The sequence below is a fragment of the Pseudomonas sp. UBA6323 genome, assembly GCF_002439135.1.
Lineage (GTDB): Bacteria > Pseudomonadota > Gammaproteobacteria > Pseudomonadales > Pseudomonadaceae > Aquipseudomonas.
In genome coordinates this window covers 1-22434 of sequence record NZ_DJSX01000092.1, presented here as the reverse complement: position 1 = coordinate 22434, position 22434 = coordinate 1, and the positions used below count along the sequence as shown (strand labels likewise).

Here is a 22434-nt window from a genome sequence, read left to right as displayed (position 1 = left end):
CCAGGCGCAGGCCGTCGACGCGATAGTCGAACAACCACATCAGGGCGTTTTCGCAGAAGAAGTCGCGCACCTGCGGTCGGCTGAAATCGATGGCCGCGCCCCAGGGCGTGGTGCGCTCTTCGTGGAAGAACTGCCGTGCGTACACGCCCAGGTAATTGCCGTCCGGGCCGAAGTGGTTGTAGACCACGTCGACGAATACCATCAGGCCATGGGCATGGGCGCTGTCGATCAGTTGCTTGAGTTCTTCGGGTGTACCGTAGGCGTTGGCCGGGGCGAAGGGCAGCACACCGTCGTAGCCCCAGTTGCGCGTCCCGGAAAAGGCATTCAGCGGCATCAGCTGCAAGGCGGTGACGCCCAGGTCGGCCAGGTGCGGCAGGTGCTCGATGACCTGCTGAAAACCTCCGAACAGGCCGACATGCAGCTCGTAAAGCACCGTTTCGTGCCAGGGCCGGCCATTCCAGTCATGGTGATGCCAGACATGGGCCGAATGATCGACCACCTGGCTGAAGCCATGCACATCCTCGACCTGGCGGCGCGAGGCCGGGTCCGGTACCGACCACTGGCCATCGATGCGGTAGCGATAGCGGGAATCGGCCGGGCACTCCAACAGCGCCACGAACCAGCCATCCTCCTGTGCCTGCATCGGTTGCAGCCCACCGTCCTGCAGTTCCAGTTCCACGCGGCTGCTGCTCGGCGCCCAGAGGGCGAAGCGCACGCGTCCATCGGCCATTGGCCGGGCTCCATGGCTGTACATCAACGCAGGGCCCGGCGAGCGCTGACCTGGCTCAACAGGCGCTGGAACAATCGGTCATAGGGCTGCACCGACTGTCGCCAGAACAGCGGCGAGCGCATGGCGTGGCAGCGCATGGCCTCCAGCAGTTCGGGATGCTCGAAGACCTGCAGCGCACGGTCGATCGCTTCGCGGTAGGCATCGACGTGCGGCTCATCGAAGAGAAAACCGCTGACGCCATCCTCGATGGTATCGGCCAGGCCGCCGGTGCAGCGCGCGATGGGTAGCGAGGCGTAGCGCTGCGCATACATCTGGCTGAGGCCGCAGGGCTCGAAGCGCGAAGGCATGAGCAGGAAGTCGCTGCCGGCATACAGCCGCCGCGCATCGCTCTCGTTGAAGCCGATGTGCACGCCGATACGTCCGCGATGACGCCGGCCAAGCTCCGCCATGGCGGCCTCCAGCGCCGGCTCGCCCTGACCGATCACGCCGATGCGGCCGCCGCGGGCGACGATGTGTTCGGCCACTTGCAGCGTCAGATCTATACCTTTCTGCTGCACCAGGCGCGACACCACGGCGAACAGCGGGCCATCGGCATCGAGATTCAGCCAGCGCTGCACGTATTCGGTGTTGGCCTGCTTGCCGGCCCAGTCACCTGCGCTGAAGCCCTGCTGCAGATGCGGGTCGCTCTCGGGCTGCCAGCTTTCGTCGATGCCATTGGCGATGCCGCTGAGCTGATTGACCAGCACCTTGGCGCGCAGCAGGCCGTCCAGGCCGCAGCCTTGCTCCGGCGTGGTGATTTCCCGGGCATAGCGGCGGCTCACGGTGGTCACGTGCTGGGCATAGGCGATGCCGGCCTTGAGAAACGACAGCTGACCATAGAACTCCAGGCCATCGACGCCGCACGCCGACTCCGGTATCGCCAGCTCGCTGGCGCAGCGCATGTCGCACAGGCCCTGATAGGCCAGGTTGTGAATGGTCAGCACGGCAGGGGCGCTGACCTGGCGCCAGGCCATGTAGGCGGGGGCCATCGCTGCGGGCCAGTCATTGGCGTGCACCAGCTCCGGGCGCCACTGGATACCGGCATCGCCTGACGCGATTTCCGCAGCGGCCAGTCCAAGGCGGGCGAAGCGAATGTGGTTGTCGGCCCAGTCACGCCCCTGCGCATCCACGTAGGGCGAGCCGTCGCGCTCGTACAACGCATGGTTGAGCAGAACGTAGACGATCAGCCCATCGGCCAGATCCATGCGTCCGATCTGGCAGGGCGGCAGCGCGGCCACGCCCGGCAGTTGCCCGACGATGCGGATCGGCCGGCCACTTTCCACGACCTTGCGATAGCCGGGAATCAGCAGACGCATGTCATGTTGAGGCGACAATGCACGTGGCAGCGCGGCGGATACGTCACCCAACCCGCCACACTTGATCAGGTCGGCGAACTCCGAGGTCACAAACAGTACGCGCTTACGCTCGGGATGCTCACTGTGCATCTGCAAGGAGGGCTTGGCTGCGGCGCAGAGGGTAGGTGTGGACGGAATATGTGCGGAGGCTGCAGCACTTGCCATGTCTCTCTCCATTTGGTTTGGACCTGAGGACGACTCGCCTGCTGGGCGAGGGCCTTTTGGAGGAGTGCAATGAGCATGATCGCCAATCTCCCCCTTACCCTTTTCCTGACGGGGCGAATGCGACAAAGGTTCGACCTTTTTTTACCAGGCAAGCGCAACGTGAAAGGTTGAACTTTGCCCACTGCTGACGCTTCCACAGAGCTTCATGGGTAGCATCAAGGAGAAGGGCAGATGCACAGCATCGAGCAGGTGGTTAATTTTCTCAGCAAGTACAAGCTGCGCCTGGCCACCGCCGAGTCCTGCACGGCCGGGCTGATCAGCTCGCTGGTGGCGGACGTGCCCGGTAGCGGCCAGGTGCTCGACTGCGCATTCGTCACCTATTCGCCCCAGGCCAAACAGCGCTGCCTGGGCGTCAACCCGGAGACCATCGAGCGCTTCGGCCTGACCAGCGAGGAAGTGGCGCGGGAAATGGCGCTCGGCGCCTTGCAGCGCAGCGATGCCGATATCGTTCTGGCTAACACCGGGCTGGCGGAAGCGAAAGGGGATATGGATGGCGTGCAGTGCATCGCCTGTGCGATTCGACTCGACCAGCACCAGGGCATCGTCAGCGAGACGGTTCAGTTCAGCGGCAGCCGCAACGAAGTGCGCGAGGAGACGGCGCGCTATGCGCTGATGCAACTGTCGTATTACTACGAACGATTGCGCCAGGTTTGACCTGACAGCGTATTGCCGGGCTGCATCAGCAGCCCGGCACACGAACAATCAGTTTTCCGGTAGCTGACCGTTGATTTCCTCGGCCTTTTTCAGATGCTGCTCCAGCTTGGGCAGCGTATCGCGGGCAAACTGGGCAATTTCCGCATCATCGGCATTCACACCACGGCGGAACAGCTCGATGGTTTCGCGGTGAGCGACCACCTGATTGTTCATGTAGGCCTTATCGAAGCTCTCCTCGCCTCGCAGTTTGAGCACCATGGCCTTGGCCTGGTTGAGCAGCTCGGCGTCATCGGACACTTCCAGGTCCTTGCTCTTGGCCAGATCAGCCAGCTTCTGATTCGCGTTGCGGTGATCGTCGACCATCATCTGCGCGAAGCCCTTGACCGCTTCATTCTGGGATTTTTCCAGCGCCAGCTTTGCGGTTTCGATCTCGGCGACACCTTTCGCCGATGCCTCCTCGACAAAGTCGTCGCTATCGATCGATTCAGCTTCGTTGGCAGCGTGCAGACTGCTGGCTGCGCAAATGGCGAAAGCGGCAGCGGCCAGCCAGGCCAGTGGTTTGGATGCTTGCATGTTCGATCCTCCTGGGATGGGTGTGCACTTGGGTAGAAGGCCGAAAGCAAGGCGAAGTTCAGGGCAAATTTGCTCTGGCTATAGCATGTCGTCACAAGCGAAACGGCCCGACTCCGCCGGCCGTCAAAAAAAATTCAAGTCGAACGGAACAGCCGCAGCTTGCCTCAAAAATTACCCGTGGCGACGCGTGGTCGCCTGCGTGGCCGCCATGCCAGACATGGTCACCGATAATCAAGCGCACGGCCTTGTGCGCGCCTCCAACAGCCGGGAGTAGCCCATGAGCAAGCAACCGAAAACCGCCGGGAACAGCCAGATGGCCGGCAGCGATACGCTCGACAGAAGCAACAGCAACGCCAAGCTCGAACAGCTCGAGCAATTTCGCGAAGACTCCACCGGTGAGGCGCTGACCACCAACACCGGCGTGCGCATCGCCGACAACCAGAACAGCCTGCGCGCGGGTGAACGTGGGCCGACGCTGATGGAAGATTTCATCATGCGCGAGAAGATCACCCACTTCGATCACGAGCGCATTCCCGAGCGTGTAGTGCATGCACGCGGTTCGGCAGCCCATGGCTACTTCGAGGTGACCGACCCGGCCACCGACCTGACCTGCGCCAACTTCCTCAGCGAAGCCGGCAAGCGCACGCCGGTATTCGTGCGTTTCTCCACCGTGCAGGGGCCGCGTGGTTCGGCCGATACGGTGCGCGACGTGCGCGGCTTCGCCGTGAAGTTCTATACCGAGGAGGGCAACTTCGACCTGGTCGGCAACAACATGCCGGTGTTCTTCATCCAGGATGCGATCAAGTTCCCCGACTTCGTCCATGCGGTCAAACCCGAGCCGCACAACGAGATCCCGACCGGCGCGTCGGCTCACGACACCTTCTGGGACTTCGTCTCGCTGACCCCGGAGTCCGCGCACATGGTGCTGTGGACCATGTCCGACCGCGCCATTCCCATCGCCTATCGCTCGATGCAGGGCTTTGGCGTGCACAGCTTTCGCCTGGTCAACGCCGAGGGCCAGAGCAAGCTGGTCAAGTTTCACTGGCGGCCCAAGGCCGGTGTCTGCTCGCTGGTGTGGGACGAAGCGCAGAAACTCGCCGGCAAGGACCCGGACTTTCACCGCCGCGGCCTGTGGGAAGACATCGAGCGCGGCCTCTACCCGGAATGGGAACTGGGCCTGCAGGTGATGAACGAGGAGGATGCGCAAAGCTTCGGCTTCGATCTGCTCGATCCGACCAAGCTGGTGCCCGAGGAGCTGGTGCCGGTGCGTGTGGTCGGGCGCATGGTGCTCAATCGCAACCCGGACAACTTCTTCGCGGAAACCGAGCAGGCGGCGTTTCACATCGGGCATGTGGTGCCGGGCATCGATTTCAGCAACGACCCGCTGCTGCAAGGCCGACTGTTCTCCTACACCGATACCCAGCTGCTGCGTCTTGGCGGCCCCAATTTCAACGAAATCCCGATCAATCGGCCGCTGTGTCCGTTCCACAACAACCATCGTGACGCGCCGCACCGGCAGCAGATCAACCGTGGCCGCGCCTCCTACGAGCCGAATTCGATCGACGGCAACTGGCCGCGCGAGACGCCGCCGGCGCCAAGCGGTGGCGGCTACAGCTCCTATCCCGAGCCGCTGCACGGCACCAAGATCCGCGTGCGCTCGCCCAGCTTCGCCGACCACTTCTCCCAGGCCACGCTGTTCTGGCGCAGCATGAGCGAGGCCGAGCAGCAGCACATCGTCGATGCCTACAGTTTCGAGTTGTCGAAAGTCGAGCGCCTGTACATTCGCGAGCGCCAGGTGAAGGAAATCCTGGCCCATATCGATCCGCTGCTGGCGTTGCGCGTTGCGCAGAACCTGGGCATCGACCTGGACAGCACCTCGACGCCAAAGCTGGACGACAGAGCGCAGACGTCGCCCGCGCTCAGCCAGATGAATCTGCTGCCTGGCGATATTCGCGGGCGCCGCGTCGCAGTTCTGCTGACGCCCGGCTGCAAGGCCGACGAAGTCGCCAGCCTGAAGAAGATGCTCGAAGGTGCCGGTGCCGTGGCCAAACTCCTTGCACCTTCAGCGGCGCCGGTGAAGGACTCCGACGGTCAGCCCATGCAGCCTGACGGCAGCTTCGCTTCGGAACCCTCGATTACTGTCGATGCGGTGTTCGTGCCGGGTGGCGAGTACGTTCTCAAGACGCTGCAGGACGATGGCGTGGCCAAGCACTACCTGCTGGAAGCCTACAAGCACCTCAAGCCCATCGCGCTCAGTGGTGATGCCGCTCAGCTGGCGGCGATGCTGGGCCTGGACGAGGACGACGGGATGCTCGGCGGTGACAGCTTCGATCCGCTGTACATGCGCTTCGAGACGGCGCTCAAGCAGCATCGCATCTGGGCGCGGGAGATGCGCGCCAAGAGCATTCCGGCCTGAACCACGCCCGGCCTAACGCGGTTCGCCTGCGTCAGGCCGGGGCTTCTTCTGCCGCTGCGACCTGGTCGAGGGGCGCAGCGGCACCGGTGCATCGAGTTGCGAGCCCGGGTCTTCGTTCCCCGGATCGTCAAGCAGCCCCTGAGCGGGGCGCGGCACCGGTGTTTTGCGGGCTTGTTCCGACGTTTTCCCGTTCATTTCAGGCTGGCTCCAGCAATGGGTCCTCTGCGCACACCTGGCAGGTACGCGCGCATTCCTGGCAATGCTGGCTGGCGTGCTGCACGCATTCCTCTGCGCAGGCCAAGCAGGCGATGCGGCACAGCTGGCTGGCCACAGCGACATAGGGGCTGTTGCGCAACATCAGGGTCGCGGTAAGGCGACACAGGTCCGCGCAATCACGGCATAACTCGATGCAGCGATAATGGCCGGCGTCTCCTTCGCTGAGGCAAGCAGCAGCGCATTGCTCGCACGCGTTGGCGCAACTGCTATAGGCGGTCATATGATCGAGATAGTTGTACTCATCTGTCATCTTCGTGCCTCCACGAACAATTTATATACAGGTATTATGGCGCGCCAACAAAAGGCAATTTTCCTCGGGACATCAACCGTGCGGCACCTAAGTAGCTATTACCAATAGAGAAAATATCGACCCACCATGTCAGCGCTACTTATTCGACATACACGAGAGGGCGTCCATTCCGCAAATATCCAATATTTCTTTACCTGTATCTCAGTCGGCGATAAATGCCAATTACCTATAAATGGCGGCACTGTTTGTAATGAAAAAGTAAATAGTCACAAGCGGTTTACGGCCGATCATTGCGAATGGCGTCGATAAGTATCGATTGAGACTTGATCATTCGATCAAAAAAACAAATCGGATACGAGAGAAGAAAGAGGAGAGAAGGCAGGGGTGGCTGGAAATACCAGCCGAGAGCGCCGGGGCGACTAGAAGGAGTGATTGGTTTTCATCACTTCGATCATCATGTTGTCGGGTCTGTCCGCTGTGCTAGGGCGCAACGGATCGCGATTTACATCCCAGCAGGTGAGTATCGATCGGCTGAACTGGAACTCGGAAGAGGTAGCAGTGAGCCCGTTCTTGTCACAATCCTCGCAGGGCTGGCCGCTGAACGCCTCGCTGTGCACCTGATAGCAGTTCGAATCGATCTCCTGAAGCGAGCGCTGACCACTGTGCGTGGGTGTCGCCGGTGAGAACACCACCGCCAACGTCGGCGGTTGAAAGGGTTGCCAGACCAATAACACCACCAGGCATGTCGCCCCGGCTATGTAGGGCCATTCGTACATCAGTTGGTGCCGATAGGGCATATGCCTTCTGATTCTTCCCATCAGATCTTCGGGCTTGCTCCGAATCGTTGCTGAATCCTTGCATCTGGGCACGTGTGTATCCTCATTCTTTCGTGAGCTTTCTCATGGCCCACAAACGGGAGGAGCGCGTGCGGAAAATCGGCTCGCGCGAGTAGGTTGGCAATTGCATGGCGTTACAATGCTTGACCGCTTCGCTTATCGACTCGCCATCTTCCTCCAAAGTCATATCGAAATGGATCAGCCGGATCAATTCCTGGGTGGGACAAGTCCCATCGAGAACGCGAACGAGCTGTCGTTCATTATGGGCGACGGTCAGCACGATGCTGCCGTCCGGTCTTGGCGTCATATCAATTTCATAATTGGCTAACGCCGACCTAATACTTTCCAAGTCATGGTTCATGAGTTCCTCCTTAAAGACACCCATGAACATAGCGCTGTATCTATGGCATACCAACACTTGGGACGATTGGTATAAATTAAAACCAAATTGACATCATCTACCCGAGTTATACAGATTTGCGCTGGAAAAAATTCATTTGTGATGGGATTTATTCATAAAAACTGCCGGGCTGAGTTTATTGTTTGCATACAGCATCTTGCATCAGGCCAACGAGCGAACTGGCCCGCAGTGACAGAAAAAATAAACTGAACCAAATGCACGACACGCTTTCGTCGAATTGCCTGGATATCCCCAAATCCCAAATAAAACTTGTACAAAAAGTTAATGCGCCTTAAGAAATCGCGATAAAGGGTTTAGCGTTTTGTCACTGGCGGCGCCTTAACCACAAGCCTGGGATCTCCTTGGGCGGACACTTTTTACCGATCCATCGCAGCGGCAGTGTGGTGAACGGCCCGGCAGAACTCTCACAGGCAAGGCGGCAGGCTAAGGGTCGGCAGGGCGACGAAGACGGTAGCGATGGCACCGATCAGGTTGACGCCGGCGGCAATACGGGCAACGAAACGCTCGGACTGGGTTGCGCGGTCACGCCTGGCGGCGCGCTGAAACAGGCGCGCCAGCAAGAGCAGTGCAATCGCGGTAACCAGGCTAAGCAGGGCGAGCAGCCCGTTCAGCCAGGTCCATTGCCCTTGCGCAGGGTCTGGCGGCACCAACGCACAACCCACCGAAAGACCGCCATAGATCGCAACGAACCAGAGGCTCCAGAGCACCAGCCCGAGCGGGATGTGGATCGGGTTGTAGGGCGAGCGTAACGGTTGCATCACGCACCTCCGAAGGCAGGTGGGAACAGCACTACGCTGCAGTAGGTGATCCACATCACCGCCAGGTTGTACTGCCAGAGCTGCTCTACCACCAGCGGCTCGTAAGGCGTGTTCTTGCACACATAGCCATAGTGCACACGCAACGCCTGCAATGCGCTGAGGATGGCTGCCAACGCGCCGTGCACCAGGCTGTAGCTGAGCATCACGGTGATCACCGCATCGTGTGCGGTGGCACGTGGTGCCAGATCGCCTGTCAGCAGGGCCCAGAGCAGCAGCCCGGCATGCAGCGCACCGAGCAGCGCCACGCCGGTAAAGCAGGTGATCAGAGTGGCCGGCTCTCCCTGACTCTGACGCAGACGGCGCAGCACCGGCCGCTGCCAGAGAACGGCGATGCTGAGCAGCACGGCGCTGGCCAGCAGCAGGCGCTGGTCGATGACCGGCTCGTCCGGGACCAGCCAGTTCGGCGACACGGTCCACAGGTAGAACCAGCCGAACAGCAGCGCCAGATAGAGTGCACCATTGGCCAGCAGGGTCACGCCCATGCCCCAGAGTCCCGGTCCGTCGCAGGTGCGCGAGTGCAGCGGCGGCTCTCCGGGCTGTACCCGGGCATCCGGCGCCGCCAGCGGGTGCGCGCCGTTCTCCCAGCTCCAGCGCAGCAGCACCGCCACCGCGATGATGCACGCGGCCAGCGCGACCCAGTAGAACTTGGTCAAAAGCCCCAGGCACATGATGGCGATGAAGGCCGAGGCGGCGAACGGCAGCCAACTGTTGCCGGGCAGGTGGATGATCTCGCGCACCTTGCCGGTCAGCGGTTCGACGCCCCAGGTCTCGCGGCGGCCGTGGTCAATCACTGTCAGCGCAAACTCGCCACGGTCGATGCGTTCGCCCAGATCAGGGCACTCCCACATCGGGTGACGGGTGCGTACCGGCGGCAGGCTGACGAAGTTGTAGGCGCTGGGTGGCAGGTGCGTGCTCCACTCCAGGGTATCCGCATCCCAGGGGTTGTTCTGCGCCTTCTGACCGAAGCGAAAGTGCAGAACGATATCCAGCAGCACCGTGGCGATGCCGATGGCCATGATGAAGCTGCCCACCGAGGAAATCAGATTGGGCAGATCCCAGCCCAGGCCGGTCTGGTAGGTGTAGATGCGCCGCGGCATGCCCATCAGCCCGGTCCAGTGCATGATCAGGAAGGTCACGTTGAAGCCGATGAACACCAGCCAGAAGCCCCACTTGCCGAGGCGCTCCGACGGCATGCGTCCGGAGAAGTGCGGCAGCCAGTAATAGATGCCGGCCAACAGCGGGAAGAACATGCCGCCCACCAACACGTAGTGCATGTGCGCTACCACGAAGTGAGTGTCGTGCACCTGCCAGTCGAAGGGCACCAGGGCCAGCATCACGCCGGTCAGGCCGCCACAGACGAAGATCACCAGAAAGCCCACCAGCCACAGCATCGGCACGTGGTAACGCGGCTTGCCGACCCACAGCGTGGCGATCCAGGCGAAGACCTGAACGCCGGTCGGGATCGCTACCAGCATGCTCGCAGCGGAAAAGAACACCTGCGCCAACTGCGGAATACCCACGGTGAACATGTGGTGTACCCACAAGCCGAAGCTGATGAAGCCGGTCGTGAGAACCGACAGCACCACCCAGCGATAGCCCACCAGCGGACGCTGGCAGAACACCGGCAGCAGGGTCGAGACGATGCCGGCCGCCGGCAGGAAGATGATGTACACCTCGGGATGGCCGAACAGCCAGAACAGGTGTTGCCAGAGAATCGGGTCGCCACCGCGCGCCACCTCGAAGAACGGCAGGCCAACGGCGCGCTCGAGTTCGAGCAGGATGCTGCCGAGGATCAGCGGCGGGAAGCCGACCACGATCATCATGGCCATGACCAGAATGTACCAGGCGTAGATCGGCATCTTGTTCAGGGCCATGCCTTCGGCACGGGTGCGCAGGATCGACACCACCAGCTCGACGCCCGCCGACACCGCGGAGATTTCCACGAAAGTGATGCCGATCAGCCAGAAGTCCGAGTTCGGCCCCGGGGTATGCACCGCGCTGGAAAGCGGCGTGTACATGAACCAGCCGGCCTTGGGCGCGATGCCCAGCAGCAGACTGGCGCACAGAATCAGCCCACCGAACAGGTAACACCAGTAGCCCAGCGCCGATAGCCGCGGAAATACCAGGTCACGGGCGCCGAGCATCTTCGGAATCAGGTAAACCGCCAAGCCCTCCATCATCGGTACGGCAAACAGGAACATCATCACCGTGCCGTGCATGGTGAACACCTGGTTGTAGATGTCCGGTTCGAGGAACTCGTAGCCGGGGATCGCCAGTTGCGTACGCACCAGCATCGCCAGCAGACCGCCGAACAGGAAAAAGCCCAGCCCGGTGAGCATGAAGCGAATGCCGACAGTGGTGTGGTTGACGATGGTCAGCGACCTCCAGCCGCGCGGGTTGCCCCAGACTTCATTGAACTGATCGTGCAGTTGCTCGGGGTCGGCAACGCGCTGGTTGCTTGGCGTACTCACGGGTGCAGGGTCTCCAGCCAGTCGGCGATGGCACTGAGGTGGTCGGGGTCGAGGTCGTCATGCAGCGGCATGGCGTTGCCGGGCTTGAGCCGCTGGTGCTCCTGCAGCCAGTGCAACAGTGCGCCCGGCTCGTTGTTCAGCACGCCGGCGCCAAGCATCGATCGCGCGCCGACATCGCTGAGGTCCGGGGCGCGATTTCCTTCGCTGACGCCCGCTACCCGGTGGCACTGGCCGCAGCGAGCCGCGAAGGCTTCGCCGGCAGGGCCGGGCAGGGCGCTGGCTTGCCAGTCGCTGCGGGCTTGCAGCCAGTTGGCGAAGTCCTCTTCTTCATGAGCCTGCACGTCGAGGATCATGTGCGTGTGCTGGGTTCCGCAGAACTCCGAGCACTGCCCGCGGAAAATGCCGGGGCGGTCGGCCTGCAGGCGGATGCGGTTGTCCCGGCCAGGGATCATGTCGATCTTGCCGCCCAGGCGCGGCACCCAGAAGGAATGGATGACATCGGCGCTGGTGACGTCGAGGTTCACCGGGCGACCGACCGGCAGGTGCAGCTGGTTGGCGGTGACCACGCCGCTGTCCGGGTAGCGCACCTCCCACCACCACTGATGGCCGATCACCTCGATGCGCAAGGGCTGCTCGCCGCTCAACGGCAAGGGCAGCATGCGTTGGCCGATGGGAATGCCGAACAGCAGCAACACCAGAATGCTCAGGGTCGGCAGCAACAAGCCGCCGCCGATCAGCCAGCGCAACGTCAGCTGACGTGCCCGAGCGTCGTCCACCTGCGGGCTGTTGCGACGCATGGCATGCACCCACAACGCCGTCACCACGATCAGCACCAGAGTGGCGAAAGCGCACATCGCCCACCACAGGATCGCTACCTCGTGCGCAATCGGTCCGGCCGGATCGAGCGCCGATTGTGGCCCCTCGCAGGCAACGAGAAACGGAACTGCCAGCGTCAGCGTGGTCAACTTGAAACAGGGCGTCAGCCAATGACGCTGCTGTTCAACCTCATCATTGATCTGTTCAGGGAGGCCGGGATGGCCGAAATAAAGGAAGTTATCGTCAGTCGCGCAGCTATCGCCGGGCATCCGCTGCATCCGATGATGATCCACTTTCCCGTGGCCGCGCTGCTGGGCCTGGTGGCGACCGACATCGCCTATCTGCTGCTGGCCGATCCGTTCTGGGCGCGCGCCAGTCTCTGGCTCGCGGGCGTCGGCGCCTTCGGTGGCTGGGTGGCGAGCATGGCGGGGCTGGTCGATCTGCTCGCAGTCGGCAGCATCCGGCGCAAGATCACCGCCTGGTGCCATGCCATCATTGCGGTGATGATGCTGTCGTTGGCATCGCTGAACTGGCTGCTGCGCTACGCCGGCCCGGAGCAGGGCATGGAACGTTGGGCGCTGTACCTGTCGCTGCTGACCGCTGCCCTGATCGGGCTGGCAGCTTACCTCGGCGGGCGCCTGGTGTACGAACACGGCGTGGGTGTAGATACACGCTGAACGACTCGGCCCCTGCTTGCCGGCCACTGGGTGGTAGAGGGAGCGGGGCAGGTCATGCATGTTCTCGGGTACTCCGTGGTCAGAAAGGTTTGGCCAGCACCAACCAAAGCGTGGCGCTGATCAGGAAGGCCAGCAGCAGGCCGATCAACAGGCAGTCACGGCGCAGGGCGCGGTCAGTGACGCGCTCGATGCGCAGGATCAACACGCCGCACAGGGCATGACACAGCACCATGCCAGCGACGGTGGTGAGCTTGGCGATCAGCCAGGCATCGAAGATCGAGTCGCGCAGGAACAGCGCCGTGCCCGAGCCGATGGCCAGCAACGCCGCTGGCGTGGCGATCAGATTGAAAATCGTGCGGGTGAGTTGGCCGTGGTCGCGATAGAAGAGGTCGTCGCTGCTGCGTGTACCGGCGGCGATCATCGCGGGCAGATACAGCAGCGCGCCGCACCAGCCGATCAGCGCCATGAAATGCAGCAGTTTGAGCAGTGGCATCGATGCTTTCCCGTGCGTCCGTTCGTTTCGAGCACATGGCCCTGGTGGGGCAGGCCACGACTGTGTGACTGCCTGACGGTGTCTGAGTTCGGCTGCTCTCCTGGACGAGCCGCGTTCGCCTCCCGGATGAAAAAGAAGGAACCGCCGCAAGGAGAAGGAGGGAGACGGTGCGGCGGTCCGGGGGAAGCAGAGATGCTCGTTCGATTTGGCGCGACTGCGCCAGCCAGGTGCGACACCTGGCAAGCTGCCCCTGAAACAAACAGAGTTGCGCCACCGCCCTCACGTTCAAGCTTTTTCGCCAAGGCCACGCGGTTCGTCACAAACAGTCGCCGGCAGAAAAATTGAAACCCGGCGATGAGTTTTCACTCACTTCAAGAGAAAGCCTCGCAAAGCGCTTCATTGGCAAAGGAGGAAACCATGAGAACTCACGTCGTGCATTTCACCGCACCGATCAATTCCTACACCTGTGGTCAGTTGATCGACAAATGCAGCCAGGCCGTCCATCAGGGCGCCGATGAATTGGTGCTGAAAATCGCCACCATGGGGGGGGAGTGCAGCTACGGCTTCTCCCTCTACAACTTCCTCATCTCGCTGCCGGTACCGGTCAAGACGCACAACCTCGGCACCGTGGAATCGATGGGCAACATCATCTTTCTCGCCGGAGAAAAGCGCACGGCGTGCCCGCACAGCAAATTCCTGTTTCACCCCTTCCACTGGACGGTCAATGGCGCCGTGGACCATGCGCGCATGTCCGAATATGCGATGAGCCTGGACTACGATCTGCAGCTCTACGCCGATATCGTCGCCGAGCGTACGACGGGGGCCGAGGCGCCGCTCGACGTGCTGCAGTGCCTGATGTCCGCGCCGCGCATCCTCAATGTCGAAGAAGCGCTGGCGGCGGGGGTGATCCACCGCGAAGACTGCCTGGGCATGCCGGCCGAATCGGTCAACTGGTGCGTGCATACGTGAAGCCGGTTTTTCTACCGCTTGGAATATTCTCTGAACGATCAGCGAAGCCTTGGCGTCGGAATCCATGTAGGCCCCATCAAGGGACATACCATCAAGCAATGGCCGTTTAGCCGGCCCGGAGGCGACTTATGGATCTCACAGACGATCGCAAAGACCTGGTACGCACCCTCAACAAGCTCATTGAAACCTGCAAGGACGGTGAGGAGGGCTTCAAGGTCTGCGCCGAAGACGTCAAGCGACCGGATATGAAGCAACTGTTCTCGCAGCGCTCGCGGCAGTGTGCCGAAGCGGCGGAAGAGCTGCAGCGTACCGTCCTGGAACTGGGCGGACAGCCCGAGGACAGCACCAGCATGAGCGCCGACCTGCACCGTCGCTGGGTCGACCTGAAATCACTGATTACTGGCAAGGATGAGGAGGCGATCCTCAACGAAGCCGAGCGTGGCGAGGACGTCGCCAAAGAACGCTACAGCGAAGCCTTGACCCAGAATCTGCCGCCGCAGATCCGCACCCTGGTGGAGCGCCAGTATCAGGGCGTGCTGCGCAACCACAACGAGGTCAGGGCGATGCGTGACGCGGCCCGCGCCAAGAGCTGATCCTGGCCCGACTACCGGGTGCCGTGTATCGACGCGCGCACCCGGTTGATCCATCCCGCAAATGCGTCAGCAAGCGTAGGGGAGGCGCAACGCATGCCGACCTTGGACAAGACCATCACCCAGCTCAACCACCTTCTGATGACCAGCCACGATGCCAGCCTGAGCTATCGACGCCTCGCAGGCAGCATCGGCACACCCGAACAGCAGCGGCTATTCAGCGAGCGCGAACAGCAGTGCGTGATGCTGATGGACTGCCTGCACAACCAGATTCTTACCTACGGCGGCCGACCTGCTGAGCACCCAAGCGTGCCGGGCGTGTTTCGCCACGCCTGGAACAGCTTGAGCGCCTCGCTGTTGCCCGAGCGCGGACGCGCCCGCCTGCGCGCCGCATTGCGCACGGAAAAGCAAATTCGCCACGGTTTCGAGCAATTGCTCGCGGAGCAATTGGCTCCGGAGTTTCGTCAGCAGTTGCAAGAGCACAACAGCCGCAGCATCGAATTCGAAAGACTGATCCGCGCACGGCTGTAGCCAAAGTGCAGTAAGGGGCGATTCAGTCCGGCAGCGGCCGCTTCGCCAGTGGCTCACAAGCTGGCCCATGCCTGACCTGGCCGCCGGCCTAGAATGGAACCCTGACACGGACAATCCCAGGTGCGGTCAGCCTTGTTCCAGGTCACCGCGCAGCCCATGTGCGTGCGCTTCGCCGACAGCGCATGCAGCGCATCGTCATCGTCGCGCTACTGCCAGCTTCTCATCACCACAGCTGACGACTCCGCCCTGGCCAGGTCGCGGTGCCTGCGCATCGATAGGGTGTTGCAGGTGAAAGTCTTTGATTTTGCAGCGTGGAAGGGCCTTGGCCCCACGCTGCTGCGCTCTAATCGCATCCCCGATACTTCAGCGGCGGGGTATATCGCTGCGAGCAGCGTCGCGCCGTCGCTCTGATAGGGGACGCTTGGTTTCGCTGATCAGCGGGTTGAGAGGATTGAAATCTGCGACAGGCCCAAGCGATAGCTCTGCCGCTATAGCGATCGGGTTGAGTCTGTGCCACAGCCGAGAGAACCGATTTAGAAGAAAGATATGCAGACGGTTCGGCATTATTCGCGTTATGGCTTAAAGTAGCCGGTTGCCGAAAGAACCGTCATGGCCATAGCCATGAAGGGCTTTCATTCTTCGAATTGGTGATGGTGAAGATGAACGAGCCTTTCATTTCGCTGTGCCCTGAAATTACTCGGGCACACGCACTGACGTTGATGGAGTGGTTGGAGGATGAGCGCGTCACTTGCTATCTGAGTGACTCGCGCCATGTTGCCCGCTCTATCGAACAAGCCATCGATCGGACTCAGTTGCCGATCCTGACTCATCTATTCAACCGAGGCGGCCGATTCTTCATGGCCTACGACCGCCATGATGCCCCGGTGGGCTTTGTCCGTCTGATCAAGACCGACTCGGATTGCGAGATAGTCCTAGCCATCGGAGACAGCGAAAAGTGGGGCCAGAACCTTGGCACCCGCACGATCCTCGAAGGCATGAAACTGGCGTTTCTCGACATGCGGGCGGAAAAGCTGATCGCCAAGATCCACCCGGACAACCTGCGTTCGCACAAGGCCTTCATACGCAGCGGCTTTGTGCTTGAGAGCGAAACCTCGACCTTGAAGACGTTTTCCCTGACGGCGGGGTGCTATCTGCAGTTCTTGCGTGAAGATGCCTTTAATAATGCCCCCCCGATCTACATCACGGAATTCGACAAGGTCAGGCTCGAGAGCCTGATCGCGCTCGAACAGGGCCCGGCCGTTGTCGAACTCGAACATGAGCTCGAACGGGCCGTCGTGGTCGAACCTCAGCAGGTGCCGGGCAATGTAGTGACGATGAATTCCAGGGCTTTGCTGCAACTGGACGATGAAGAATTCGAAGTGGCCCTGGTTTATCCCGAAGACGCAGACTGGAACGCCGGCAAACATTCCGTGTGCTCCGACATCGGAGCCGCCATTCTCGGCTATCAGGAGGGAGATGCCATCGACTGGCGAATTTCTGATCGAACCCGCCGAATCGAGATCAGGAAAGTGCTTTACCAGCCGGAGGCAGCGGGGGATTTCCACCTGTAACTGCACCTTGGGCTCGGCTTTTGTACGCCGAGTACCCTCCAGTCATTAGCCACATGATGTGCTGTGGCGATAGCGGGGGCTGCGTTGCGCTCCCCCGGCATCGGCCATAAGCCTGCGCCCGAAAGCAGTGCTAGCCGCCTAGCGGGCTGCGAGAGCCATCGCCTGACGTTTTTTCCAAAGCATCTTGGCAGCGGTGGGATTGATCGGGCTACCACTGAACGTGGGGAGGGGGGACTGAAGTATCTTTTTGCCGACATCTTCCCATCGAATATTTCCGGTGGTCATTTCCCGGGTGAGGTTGAACTCATCAACTATCGTTTTTAAATCCTTGTCACTTATCAAAGCGCAGGGATTGATAGCCTTCATGTAAATGCTCGTGCCGTTCTGGCTAAGTGACATCAATAGCTTTCCATCAGGTCGCGCCTTGAGTGCTACCTCATGTTCCGGCAGGTGTTTGCGCAAATAATTGATTGCGTTTTCCATGGCGTGAACTCCATTGTGCTGGTATTGATGCAAAGCACGGAGAGCAGTAGACATGCCAAGATTTCATCCAATCCTAACTAATTGATTTTAATAGATTATTCTTTATTTTAAGCCTGATCTCGCAGTGCAAAATGCACTTTGTGCCATAAGGCCATCATGCATATTACAATGCCGCCCAAGGTGCGCTTTAGGGTTCTGAAATCCGGCTGGCTTCGGCCTCTGCCGATTTTGAACGCGGCAACCGATGAAAGCTGGTGCTGCTGCAACGGCAATGGCCGAGCCTTTCCAGGGTCAATGCTGAAAAGTGCTGGTAGCGAAGAATGATTGCCGGGCACGCGCGGTGTTGCCAATCGCAATTGTCCGGTAAGGTTACCGGCACCAGTCACCAACCTGTGAAACAGGGTCCAGAAACGCTCGACTTGCTTATGATGAGTGGATTGCGGGATCTGCGCCTGTAGCGCTGTTATCGAGAGCCATATTCTGAAAAGCCTAACCCGTGAGGAGCTCGAATCCGAAAATGAGCGCCTGCGCGCGGCCCTTAGACGAGCCGGCGTAGAGTCTGAGGTGGATGAATGCCGCCGAGCAGAGCAATCAGGCTCCGTTCAGGACGCAGCGCGTCAGGAAGCCGTTTTCGACAGTGCTGTGGACTTCGCGATCATCTTGACTGATCCAGCGGGCACCATTACCGGTTGGAACTCGGCAGCTGTGCATGTGATGGGCTGGAGTGCGGAGGAAATGTTCGGCGAGAGCGTCGCGCGTATCTATACCGCTCAGGATCGAGATGACGGCCTTGCCGCATCCGAAATGCAGCAGGCGATCGAATTCGGTTTTGCCTCGAACGAACGTTGGCACCTGCGCAAGGACGGTCGGTCGATCTGGGTATCCGGCGAAACGATGCCGCTGTACTCGGAAAAGCACGCGCATCTAGGGTTCATGACGATTTTGCGTGATCGTACAAAAGAGCATCTCGATAATCGCGCGATGGAGGAGACGAAGGAGCGTTATCGTCTGGCAGCCAAAGCGACCAACGACGCTATCTGGGACTGGGATCTGACAGCCAATCAAGTCCTGTGGAACGACGCGCTCGCCGATGCTTATGGCTACTCGCTATTGACATCGGAGACTTCTAGCGACTGGTGGCTGGAGCACATACACCCAGACGACAAGAGGCGCATATACGACTCCATCCACGCTGTAATCGATGGTGACGGCAGTTCCTGGAGCGAGGAGTACCGTTTTCAGCGCAATGACGGCTCCTACGCTGAGGTACTCGACCGAGGCCATGTAATCCGCGACGCTGATGGCAAAGCACTGCGCATGATCGGGGCGATGCTCGACCTGACATCAAGGCGAAAATCGGAAACGGCGCTACGTAAAAGCGAAGAGCGTATCAGAACGATCGTTGAGACGATCGAGACGGCGTTTGCCATCGTCGAGGTCAAGTTCGATGCTCAGGATCATCCCGTCGACTACCGCTTCATCGAGGTCAATCCGGCGTTTGAACGTGAGGCGGGTGTCGATTTGCGTGACAAGTGGGTGACCGAATATGCCCCTGAACTGGAACAGTTCTGGTTTGACACGTATGGGCATGTCGCCAAGACACGAGAGCCGCTGGCCTTTGAAAGCTACGCCAATACCTTCGAGCGTTGGTTTGATGTCAAGGCTGTGCCGGTGGGTGACCCCGCTGAGAGACAGCTCGGCGTCTTCTTCAATGACGTCACTGCGAGGCGCAACGCTCAGGAGCGTCTAAAAGCCAGCGAGGCGCTTGCTCACGAGAATATCGAACGTGTCCAACTCGCCCTGGCGGCAGGGGCGATCATTGGTACCTGGCATTGGCATGTGCCAACCGACCGCTTTACGGTGGACAAAGCATTTGCCGAGGCTTTTGGACTCGACCCAGCATTGGGCTTCAAGGGGCTAAGCCTTGAGCAGATTATCGCCACGGTTCACCCCGATGACCGAGAAGGGGTGATCTCAGCCATCGACGACGTGATCGCCCGTGGCGGAGCCTTCTCTCACCAGTACCGAGTTAGGCGCGCGGATCAAAGGTATTACTGGATCGAAGCGAACGGACGTGTCGAACTCGCCGATGACGGTACCGCCCAGAACTTCCCGGGCGTACTGATCAACGTGGAGGAGCGTCGGGCGCTCATGGATGAGCGAGACCGCGCCACGGCGGCGTTGAGGGCGCTCAACGATACGCTCGAGCAGCGCGTTGCAGAACGCACCGCAGAGCTGATGCAAGCCGAGGAGAAACTACGCCAGTCGCAGAAAATGGAAGCAGTGGGTCAGCTCACAGGTGGCCTGGCTCACGACTTCAACAACCTGCTGGCGGGCATCTCCGGTTCCCTGGAAATGATGAGCGTACGTATTGCTCAGGGCCGATTAGGCGAGCTCGAGAAGTACATACTGACGGCTCAGGGAGCCTCCAGGCGCGCGGCCGCGCTGACACACCGACTCCTGGCATTCTCGCGCCGGCAGACGCTCGACCCGCGCCCCACGGACGTGAATGCGCTGCTGCTGGGAATGACCGAGCTCATACAGCGAACGGTAGGCCCGAGCATCACGCTCGAAACGCTCGGAACGGCTGAACCCTGGCCGGTGCAGGTCGACAGTAGCCAACTTGAGAACGCGCTACTCAACCTGTGCATCAATGCACGGGACGCAATGCCTGACGGGGGCCGGATAACCATCCAGACGGCCAACCGCTGGATGGACCGCGAGGTTGCGCGAACACATGATCTCACCGAGGGCCAGTACCTTGCCCTAAGCGTCACAGACACGGGCTTCGGCATGGCACCAGACGTGATCGCCAAAGCCTTCGACCCATTTTTCACGACGAAACCGATAGGGCACGGCACCGGCCTCGGGCTATCGATGATCTATGGCTTTGCGAAACAGTCAGGAGGGCAGGCACGTATCCACTCCAAAGTAGGCGTCGGGACGACCCTGACCATCTATCTGCCAAGATACTTCGGCGCCGTTGATGCGGAGCGGGAAGAGCTCTATTCGAATGCCGTAGAGCTATCAGAACTAGGCGAAACGATACTTGTCGTCGATGACGAGCCGACCATTCGCATGCTGTTAGTCGATGCGTTGAGTGAGCGTGGCTATTCGGTCATTGAGGCAGCCGATAGCGTTGCTGGCCTGAAGATGCTGCGCTCCGATGTGCATATCGATCTGCTGATCAGCGATGTGGGTCTTCCAGGGGGCATGAACGGGCGGCAGATGGCTGACGCCGGCAGAGAACTTCGCCCCGGCCTGAAGACGCTGTTCATTACAGGGTATGCGGCAAACGCTGCCGTCGGTAACGGGCAACTCCAGCCTGGAATGCAGGTGATCACAAAGCCATTCTCTGTGGATTCACTCATTACACGAGTTCAAGAGCTGATGGCTGCTGAGTAGGTCCGATCTGAGGGCGCGATCAGTAGGGTTCCAGCCATCTCTAGCAAGGGATTGGATATCCAATCTCACGGCAATGCGGCAGCCAGCCGGAGGGTGATAGCCAGTGCATATCCATACTGAGCAATGCCTGGTTGTAGACTGACAGCTGCACGCAACGCCTGCAGTGCCTCATCGTACTTACCATCCCGGACCAGAGCCAATGAAGAAGGGCGCCTGAGGATGTTTTCGCATCCGTGCTGGTTGCGTAGCGCAATGCCTATGTCAGGTGTGGTTTATGGGATCGAGTAATGACAGAGGAACGGATTCATCTACTTGGTCGAAGGGCTCAGGAAGCACTCTGCACTCGGGAGGACCTTCCCACATGTAATTTAACATAATATACATTATGCGAAGCATTAACCATAATGCGTTATGTGCGAACCCCAGGTTTCTCGCCTGTGGGTGACTTTAAAAGACTGGAAGTCTGTCTTTTAAAGTGGAGACTCTTGAAAATCAATGCCATAGGGATCGGGTAGCTTGTAGCTTGCGCTGAAACGACGCAGATTGATTTTCAAAATTGGGAACGGGCTGACGCCTCTTTCCGAGGTCCAAAGTTCCGCACCGCGCCAGTAAAGCATGCATGCTCTGCAGCTACTGGAGCTAAGTAAATGGGTGGCGCCACCGGCGGCATCCCGATAAAAACGATAGCTGATTCCGCTTGCTGATGGTTGAGGTACGTCAAACTGCGGGCTACTGGCGGCCTGCCCCTGATGGAAACCGCTTCACGCCTAGGCAGTGGCGAAGTCTCCAACTTCCTCCACGCCTTCAAACGCTGGAATGGCGGCACGGCCTTAACTCTAGTCGACGCATGCACGCGTTCTGGCATCGGCAGCGCCCATAGTGTTATGCAGTTCGTCGAGGTGCTACAGCCGCGACTACGCCCCATGGCCATTGCCACTCTCAGAGCTCTGCGGGCTACATCTCTATGTGCAATCCGCCCCCGGCCGCCCATGAGCAACTGCGGGGCGCTTCCGGCATCAATCGGGCACCTTTCATTTCTCCGATTTTAAAGATCGAGCATCAATCCTAACTGGCTGTTTTAACGAATATTTTTAGTTAGCATCATGGGGTTTACAGGTTTTAAGAGACAAGGTCCGCGATAGAGCTGAGCGTTGCAATATCCGATAATCACCAGACCCGGATATTGCTCTATACTGATCCAGAAGCGCTGATTTAGATGCATTCTTTCAGGTCGATCCCCCCATGCCGCAACACCCACAGCCACTTTTCGAGACTTTCGCTCGTTTCCACGAGCTTAACTTTCTTCACCTCAATGGCGAGCTTCCGGTGGTCCGGGATTTCCTTCTCGACTTCGATGATGGAATCCTTGTATGTAAGCGCCCGGTGAACACACCTTCTGAACTCCAGCATTAAGGGTGATGGTGGCCACCCATCTTTTAGCGGACGCGATCACCCTTATCGCCAGGATTCCCATGCGCCAACGAAGCTCCTATCCAAAAACCTTCAAGGCCCAGGTCGCGCAGGAATGCCGGCAACCGGTGGGCCACAGTTTCCGGCGTCGCCATCAGCCACGGCATCAACGCCAACGTGATCCGCAAGTGGCTGCCGATTTACCTCGACCGCCCCCGGCCTGCCGGCATTCGTGCCGGTACAAGCGACTGCCGGGCGGCCGGCTGAAGAAGCGGCGGTGATCACATTGCCGCTGGGTGACACATCATAACGGTCAAGCGATCATGAGCCTGATCCAGTCGGCACGCATGAGCGAGCATGATCCGTACGCGTACCTCAACGATGTACTGACGCGGTTGCCGACGTATTAACTCGGCAATCAAATA

19 protein-coding genes and 2 pseudogenes are annotated in these 22434 nt (G+C 60.1%); 9 read left to right on the top strand and 12 right to left on the bottom strand.

All coding sequences use genetic code 11. The features are described 5' to 3' along the window. Nucleotides 1–730 (bottom strand): alpha-amylase family glycosyl hydrolase (locus B3P22_RS21540; RefSeq protein ID WP_296272476.1); only part of this gene is annotated, 730 nt, incomplete at its 3' end. Nucleotides 731–753: 23 nt separating this feature from the next. Next, on the bottom strand, nt 754–2289 hold the full coding sequence (gene glgA, locus B3P22_RS21535) for a glycogen synthase GlgA (RefSeq protein WP_197855697.1): 1536 nt from the start codon (nt 2287–2289) through the stop codon (nt 754–756). Nucleotides 2290–2520: 231 nt separating this feature from the next. Here glgA and B3P22_RS21530 point away from each other — a divergent pair, with 231 nt between their 5' ends. After that, nucleotides 2521–3003 (top strand): CinA family protein, encoded by a 483-nt coding sequence (locus B3P22_RS21530; protein ID WP_296272475.1) that lies wholly within the window; start codon nt 2521–2523, stop codon nt 3001–3003. Between the two features lie 48 nt (nt 3004–3051). On the opposite strand, the gene B3P22_RS21525 is transcribed toward B3P22_RS21530, so the two are convergent. Further along, nucleotides 3052–3576, bottom strand: coding sequence for a DUF4142 domain-containing protein (locus tag B3P22_RS21525; RefSeq protein WP_296272474.1), 525 nt, complete (start codon nt 3574–3576; stop codon nt 3052–3054). A gap of 277 nt (nt 3577–3853) precedes the next feature. On the opposite strand from B3P22_RS21525, the gene katE reads away from it, so the two are divergent. Continuing rightward, a complete protein-coding gene (katE, locus tag B3P22_RS21520) occupies nt 3854–5992 on the top strand; it encodes a catalase HPII (RefSeq protein WP_296272473.1) in 2139 nt (712 codons plus the stop codon). 196 nt (nt 5993–6188) lie between these two features. Here katE and B3P22_RS21515 read toward each other — a convergent pair whose 3' ends face one another. The 6 genes from B3P22_RS21515 to coxB all read right to left on the bottom strand — a co-directional run bounded on the left by B3P22_RS21515 (nt 6189) and on the right by coxB (nt 11951). Next, complete coding sequence (locus B3P22_RS21515) at nt 6189–6518, bottom strand: four-helix bundle copper-binding protein (protein WP_296272472.1); 330 nt, start codon at nt 6516–6518, stop codon at nt 6189–6191. Nucleotides 6519–6937: 419 nt separating this feature from the next. Continuing rightward, the gene (locus B3P22_RS21510) at nt 6938–7294 is read right to left on the bottom strand and encodes a hypothetical protein (RefSeq protein ID WP_275545071.1); all 357 of its coding nucleotides are present in this window, start codon (nt 7292–7294) and stop codon (nt 6938–6940) included. A gap of 103 nt (nt 7295–7397) precedes the next feature. Next, a complete protein-coding gene (locus B3P22_RS21505; RefSeq protein WP_197855702.1) occupies nt 7398–7715 on the bottom strand; it encodes a hypothetical protein in 318 nt (105 codons plus the stop codon). Between the two features lie 464 nt (nt 7716–8179). Then, nucleotides 8180–8533: a hypothetical protein gene (locus B3P22_RS21500; protein WP_275545072.1), complete on the bottom strand. Its 354-nt coding sequence runs from the start codon at nt 8531–8533 to the stop codon at nt 8180–8182. Continuing rightward, nucleotides 8533–11064 carry a cytochrome c oxidase subunit I gene (ctaD, locus tag B3P22_RS21495; protein ID WP_296272471.1) on the bottom strand — a complete coding sequence of 844 codons (2532 nt, stop codon included), beginning with the start codon at nt 11062–11064 and terminating at the stop codon, nt 8533–8535. The genes B3P22_RS21500 and ctaD overlap by 1 nt, the downstream gene beginning before the upstream one ends. After that, on the bottom strand, nt 11061–11951 hold the full coding sequence (coxB, locus tag B3P22_RS21490) for a cytochrome c oxidase subunit II (RefSeq protein WP_296272478.1): 891 nt from the start codon (nt 11949–11951) through the stop codon (nt 11061–11063). Before coxB ends, ctaD begins: the two co-directional genes overlap by 4 nt. Before the next feature lie 147 nt (nt 11952–12098). Between coxB and B3P22_RS21485 the strand changes: the two genes are divergently transcribed. Next, a complete protein-coding gene (locus B3P22_RS21485) occupies nt 12099–12557 on the top strand; it encodes a DUF2231 domain-containing protein (RefSeq protein WP_296272477.1) in 459 nt (152 codons plus the stop codon). Between the two features lie 79 nt (nt 12558–12636). Here B3P22_RS21485 and B3P22_RS21480 read toward each other — a convergent pair whose 3' ends face one another. Further along, nucleotides 12637–13050, bottom strand: a complete 414-nt coding sequence (locus B3P22_RS21480) for a CopD family protein (protein WP_296272470.1) — start codon at nt 13048–13050, stop codon at nt 12637–12639. A 417-nt stretch (nt 13051–13467) separates the two neighbouring features. Between B3P22_RS21480 and B3P22_RS21475 the strand changes: the two genes are divergently transcribed. The 3 genes from B3P22_RS21475 (at nt 13468) to B3P22_RS21465 (ending at nt 15140) form a co-directional block, all read left to right on the top strand. Next, a complete protein-coding gene (locus tag B3P22_RS21475; RefSeq protein ID WP_296272469.1) occupies nt 13468–14019 on the top strand; it encodes an ATP-dependent Clp protease proteolytic subunit in 552 nt (183 codons plus the stop codon). Nucleotides 14020–14147: 128 nt separating this feature from the next. Further along, nucleotides 14148–14612, top strand: coding sequence for a ferritin-like domain-containing protein (locus tag B3P22_RS21470; protein ID WP_296272468.1), 465 nt, complete (start codon nt 14148–14150; stop codon nt 14610–14612). A gap of 93 nt (nt 14613–14705) precedes the next feature. Beyond that, a complete protein-coding gene (locus B3P22_RS21465; protein ID WP_296272467.1) occupies nt 14706–15140 on the top strand; it encodes a PA2169 family four-helix-bundle protein in 435 nt (144 codons plus the stop codon). A gap of 22 nt (nt 15141–15162) precedes the next feature. Here B3P22_RS21465 and B3P22_RS21460 read toward each other — a convergent pair. Beyond that, nucleotides 15163–15413: pseudogene (locus B3P22_RS21460) on the bottom strand (Rieske 2Fe-2S domain-containing protein); the annotation flags it as partial. 386 nt (nt 15414–15799) lie between these two features. On the opposite strand from B3P22_RS21460, the gene B3P22_RS21455 reads away from it, so the two are divergent. After that, nucleotides 15800–16711 (top strand): bifunctional GNAT family N-acetyltransferase/nucleoside diphosphate kinase regulator, encoded by a 912-nt coding sequence (locus B3P22_RS21455; protein WP_197855710.1) that lies wholly within the window; start codon nt 15800–15802, stop codon nt 16709–16711. A 138-nt stretch (nt 16712–16849) separates the two neighbouring features. Here the strand turns inward: B3P22_RS21455 and B3P22_RS21450 are convergent, their stop codons facing one another. Next, a complete protein-coding gene (locus B3P22_RS21450; protein ID WP_197855711.1) occupies nt 16850–17194 on the bottom strand; it encodes a hypothetical protein in 345 nt (114 codons plus the stop codon). Nucleotides 17195–17758: 564 nt separating this feature from the next. Between B3P22_RS21450 and B3P22_RS21445 the strand changes: the two genes are divergently transcribed. After that, nucleotides 17759–20599: a hybrid sensor histidine kinase/response regulator gene (locus B3P22_RS21445; RefSeq protein ID WP_296272466.1), complete on the top strand. Its 2841-nt coding sequence runs from the start codon at nt 17759–17761 to the stop codon at nt 20597–20599. A 1727-nt stretch (nt 20600–22326) separates the two neighbouring features. Continuing rightward, nucleotides 22327–22419: pseudogene (locus tag B3P22_RS21435) on the top strand (transposase domain-containing protein); the annotation flags it as partial. Nucleotides 22420–22434: the final 15 nt, after the last annotated feature.

Excerpts from the sequence above, each read along its gene's own strand:
- katE (WP_296272473.1), top strand. The coding sequence starts at position 3,854 with ATGAGCAAGCAACCGAAAACCGCCGGGAACAGCCAGATGGCCGGCAGC.
- B3P22_RS21470 (WP_296272468.1), top strand. The coding sequence starts at position 14,148 with ATGGATCTCACAGACGATCGCAAAGACCTGGTACGCACCCTCAACAAG.
- B3P22_RS21475 (WP_296272469.1), top strand. The coding sequence starts at position 13,468 with ATGAGAACTCACGTCGTGCATTTCACCGCACCGATCAATTCCTACACC.
- B3P22_RS21465 (WP_296272467.1), top strand. The coding sequence starts at position 14,706 with ATGCCGACCTTGGACAAGACCATCACCCAGCTCAACCACCTTCTGATG.
- B3P22_RS21455 (WP_197855710.1), top strand. The coding sequence starts at position 15,800 with ATGAACGAGCCTTTCATTTCGCTGTGCCCTGAAATTACTCGGGCACAC.
- B3P22_RS21480 (WP_296272470.1), bottom strand. The coding sequence starts at position 13,050 with ATGCCACTGCTCAAACTGCTGCATTTCATGGCGCTGATCGGCTGGTGC.
- B3P22_RS21505 (WP_197855702.1), bottom strand. The coding sequence starts at position 7,715 with ATGAACCATGACTTGGAAAGTATTAGGTCGGCGTTAGCCAATTATGAA.
- B3P22_RS21515 (WP_296272472.1), bottom strand. The coding sequence starts at position 6,518 with ATGACAGATGAGTACAACTATCTCGATCATATGACCGCCTATAGCAGT.
- B3P22_RS21530 (WP_296272475.1), top strand. The coding sequence starts at position 2,521 with ATGCACAGCATCGAGCAGGTGGTTAATTTTCTCAGCAAGTACAAGCTG.
- B3P22_RS21485 (WP_296272477.1), top strand. The coding sequence starts at position 12,099 with ATGGCCGAAATAAAGGAAGTTATCGTCAGTCGCGCAGCTATCGCCGGG.
- B3P22_RS21450 (WP_197855711.1), bottom strand. The coding sequence starts at position 17,194 with ATGGAAAACGCAATCAATTATTTGCGCAAACACCTGCCGGAACATGAG.
- B3P22_RS21525 (WP_296272474.1), bottom strand. The coding sequence starts at position 3,576 with ATGCAAGCATCCAAACCACTGGCCTGGCTGGCCGCTGCCGCTTTCGCC.
- B3P22_RS21500 (WP_275545072.1), bottom strand. The coding sequence starts at position 8,533 with ATGCAACCGTTACGCTCGCCCTACAACCCGATCCACATCCCGCTCGGG.
- B3P22_RS21510 (WP_275545071.1), bottom strand. The coding sequence starts at position 7,294 with ATGTACGAATGGCCCTACATAGCCGGGGCGACATGCCTGGTGGTGTTA.
- glgA (WP_197855697.1), bottom strand. The coding sequence starts at position 2,289 with ATGGCAAGTGCTGCAGCCTCCGCACATATTCCGTCCACACCTACCCTC.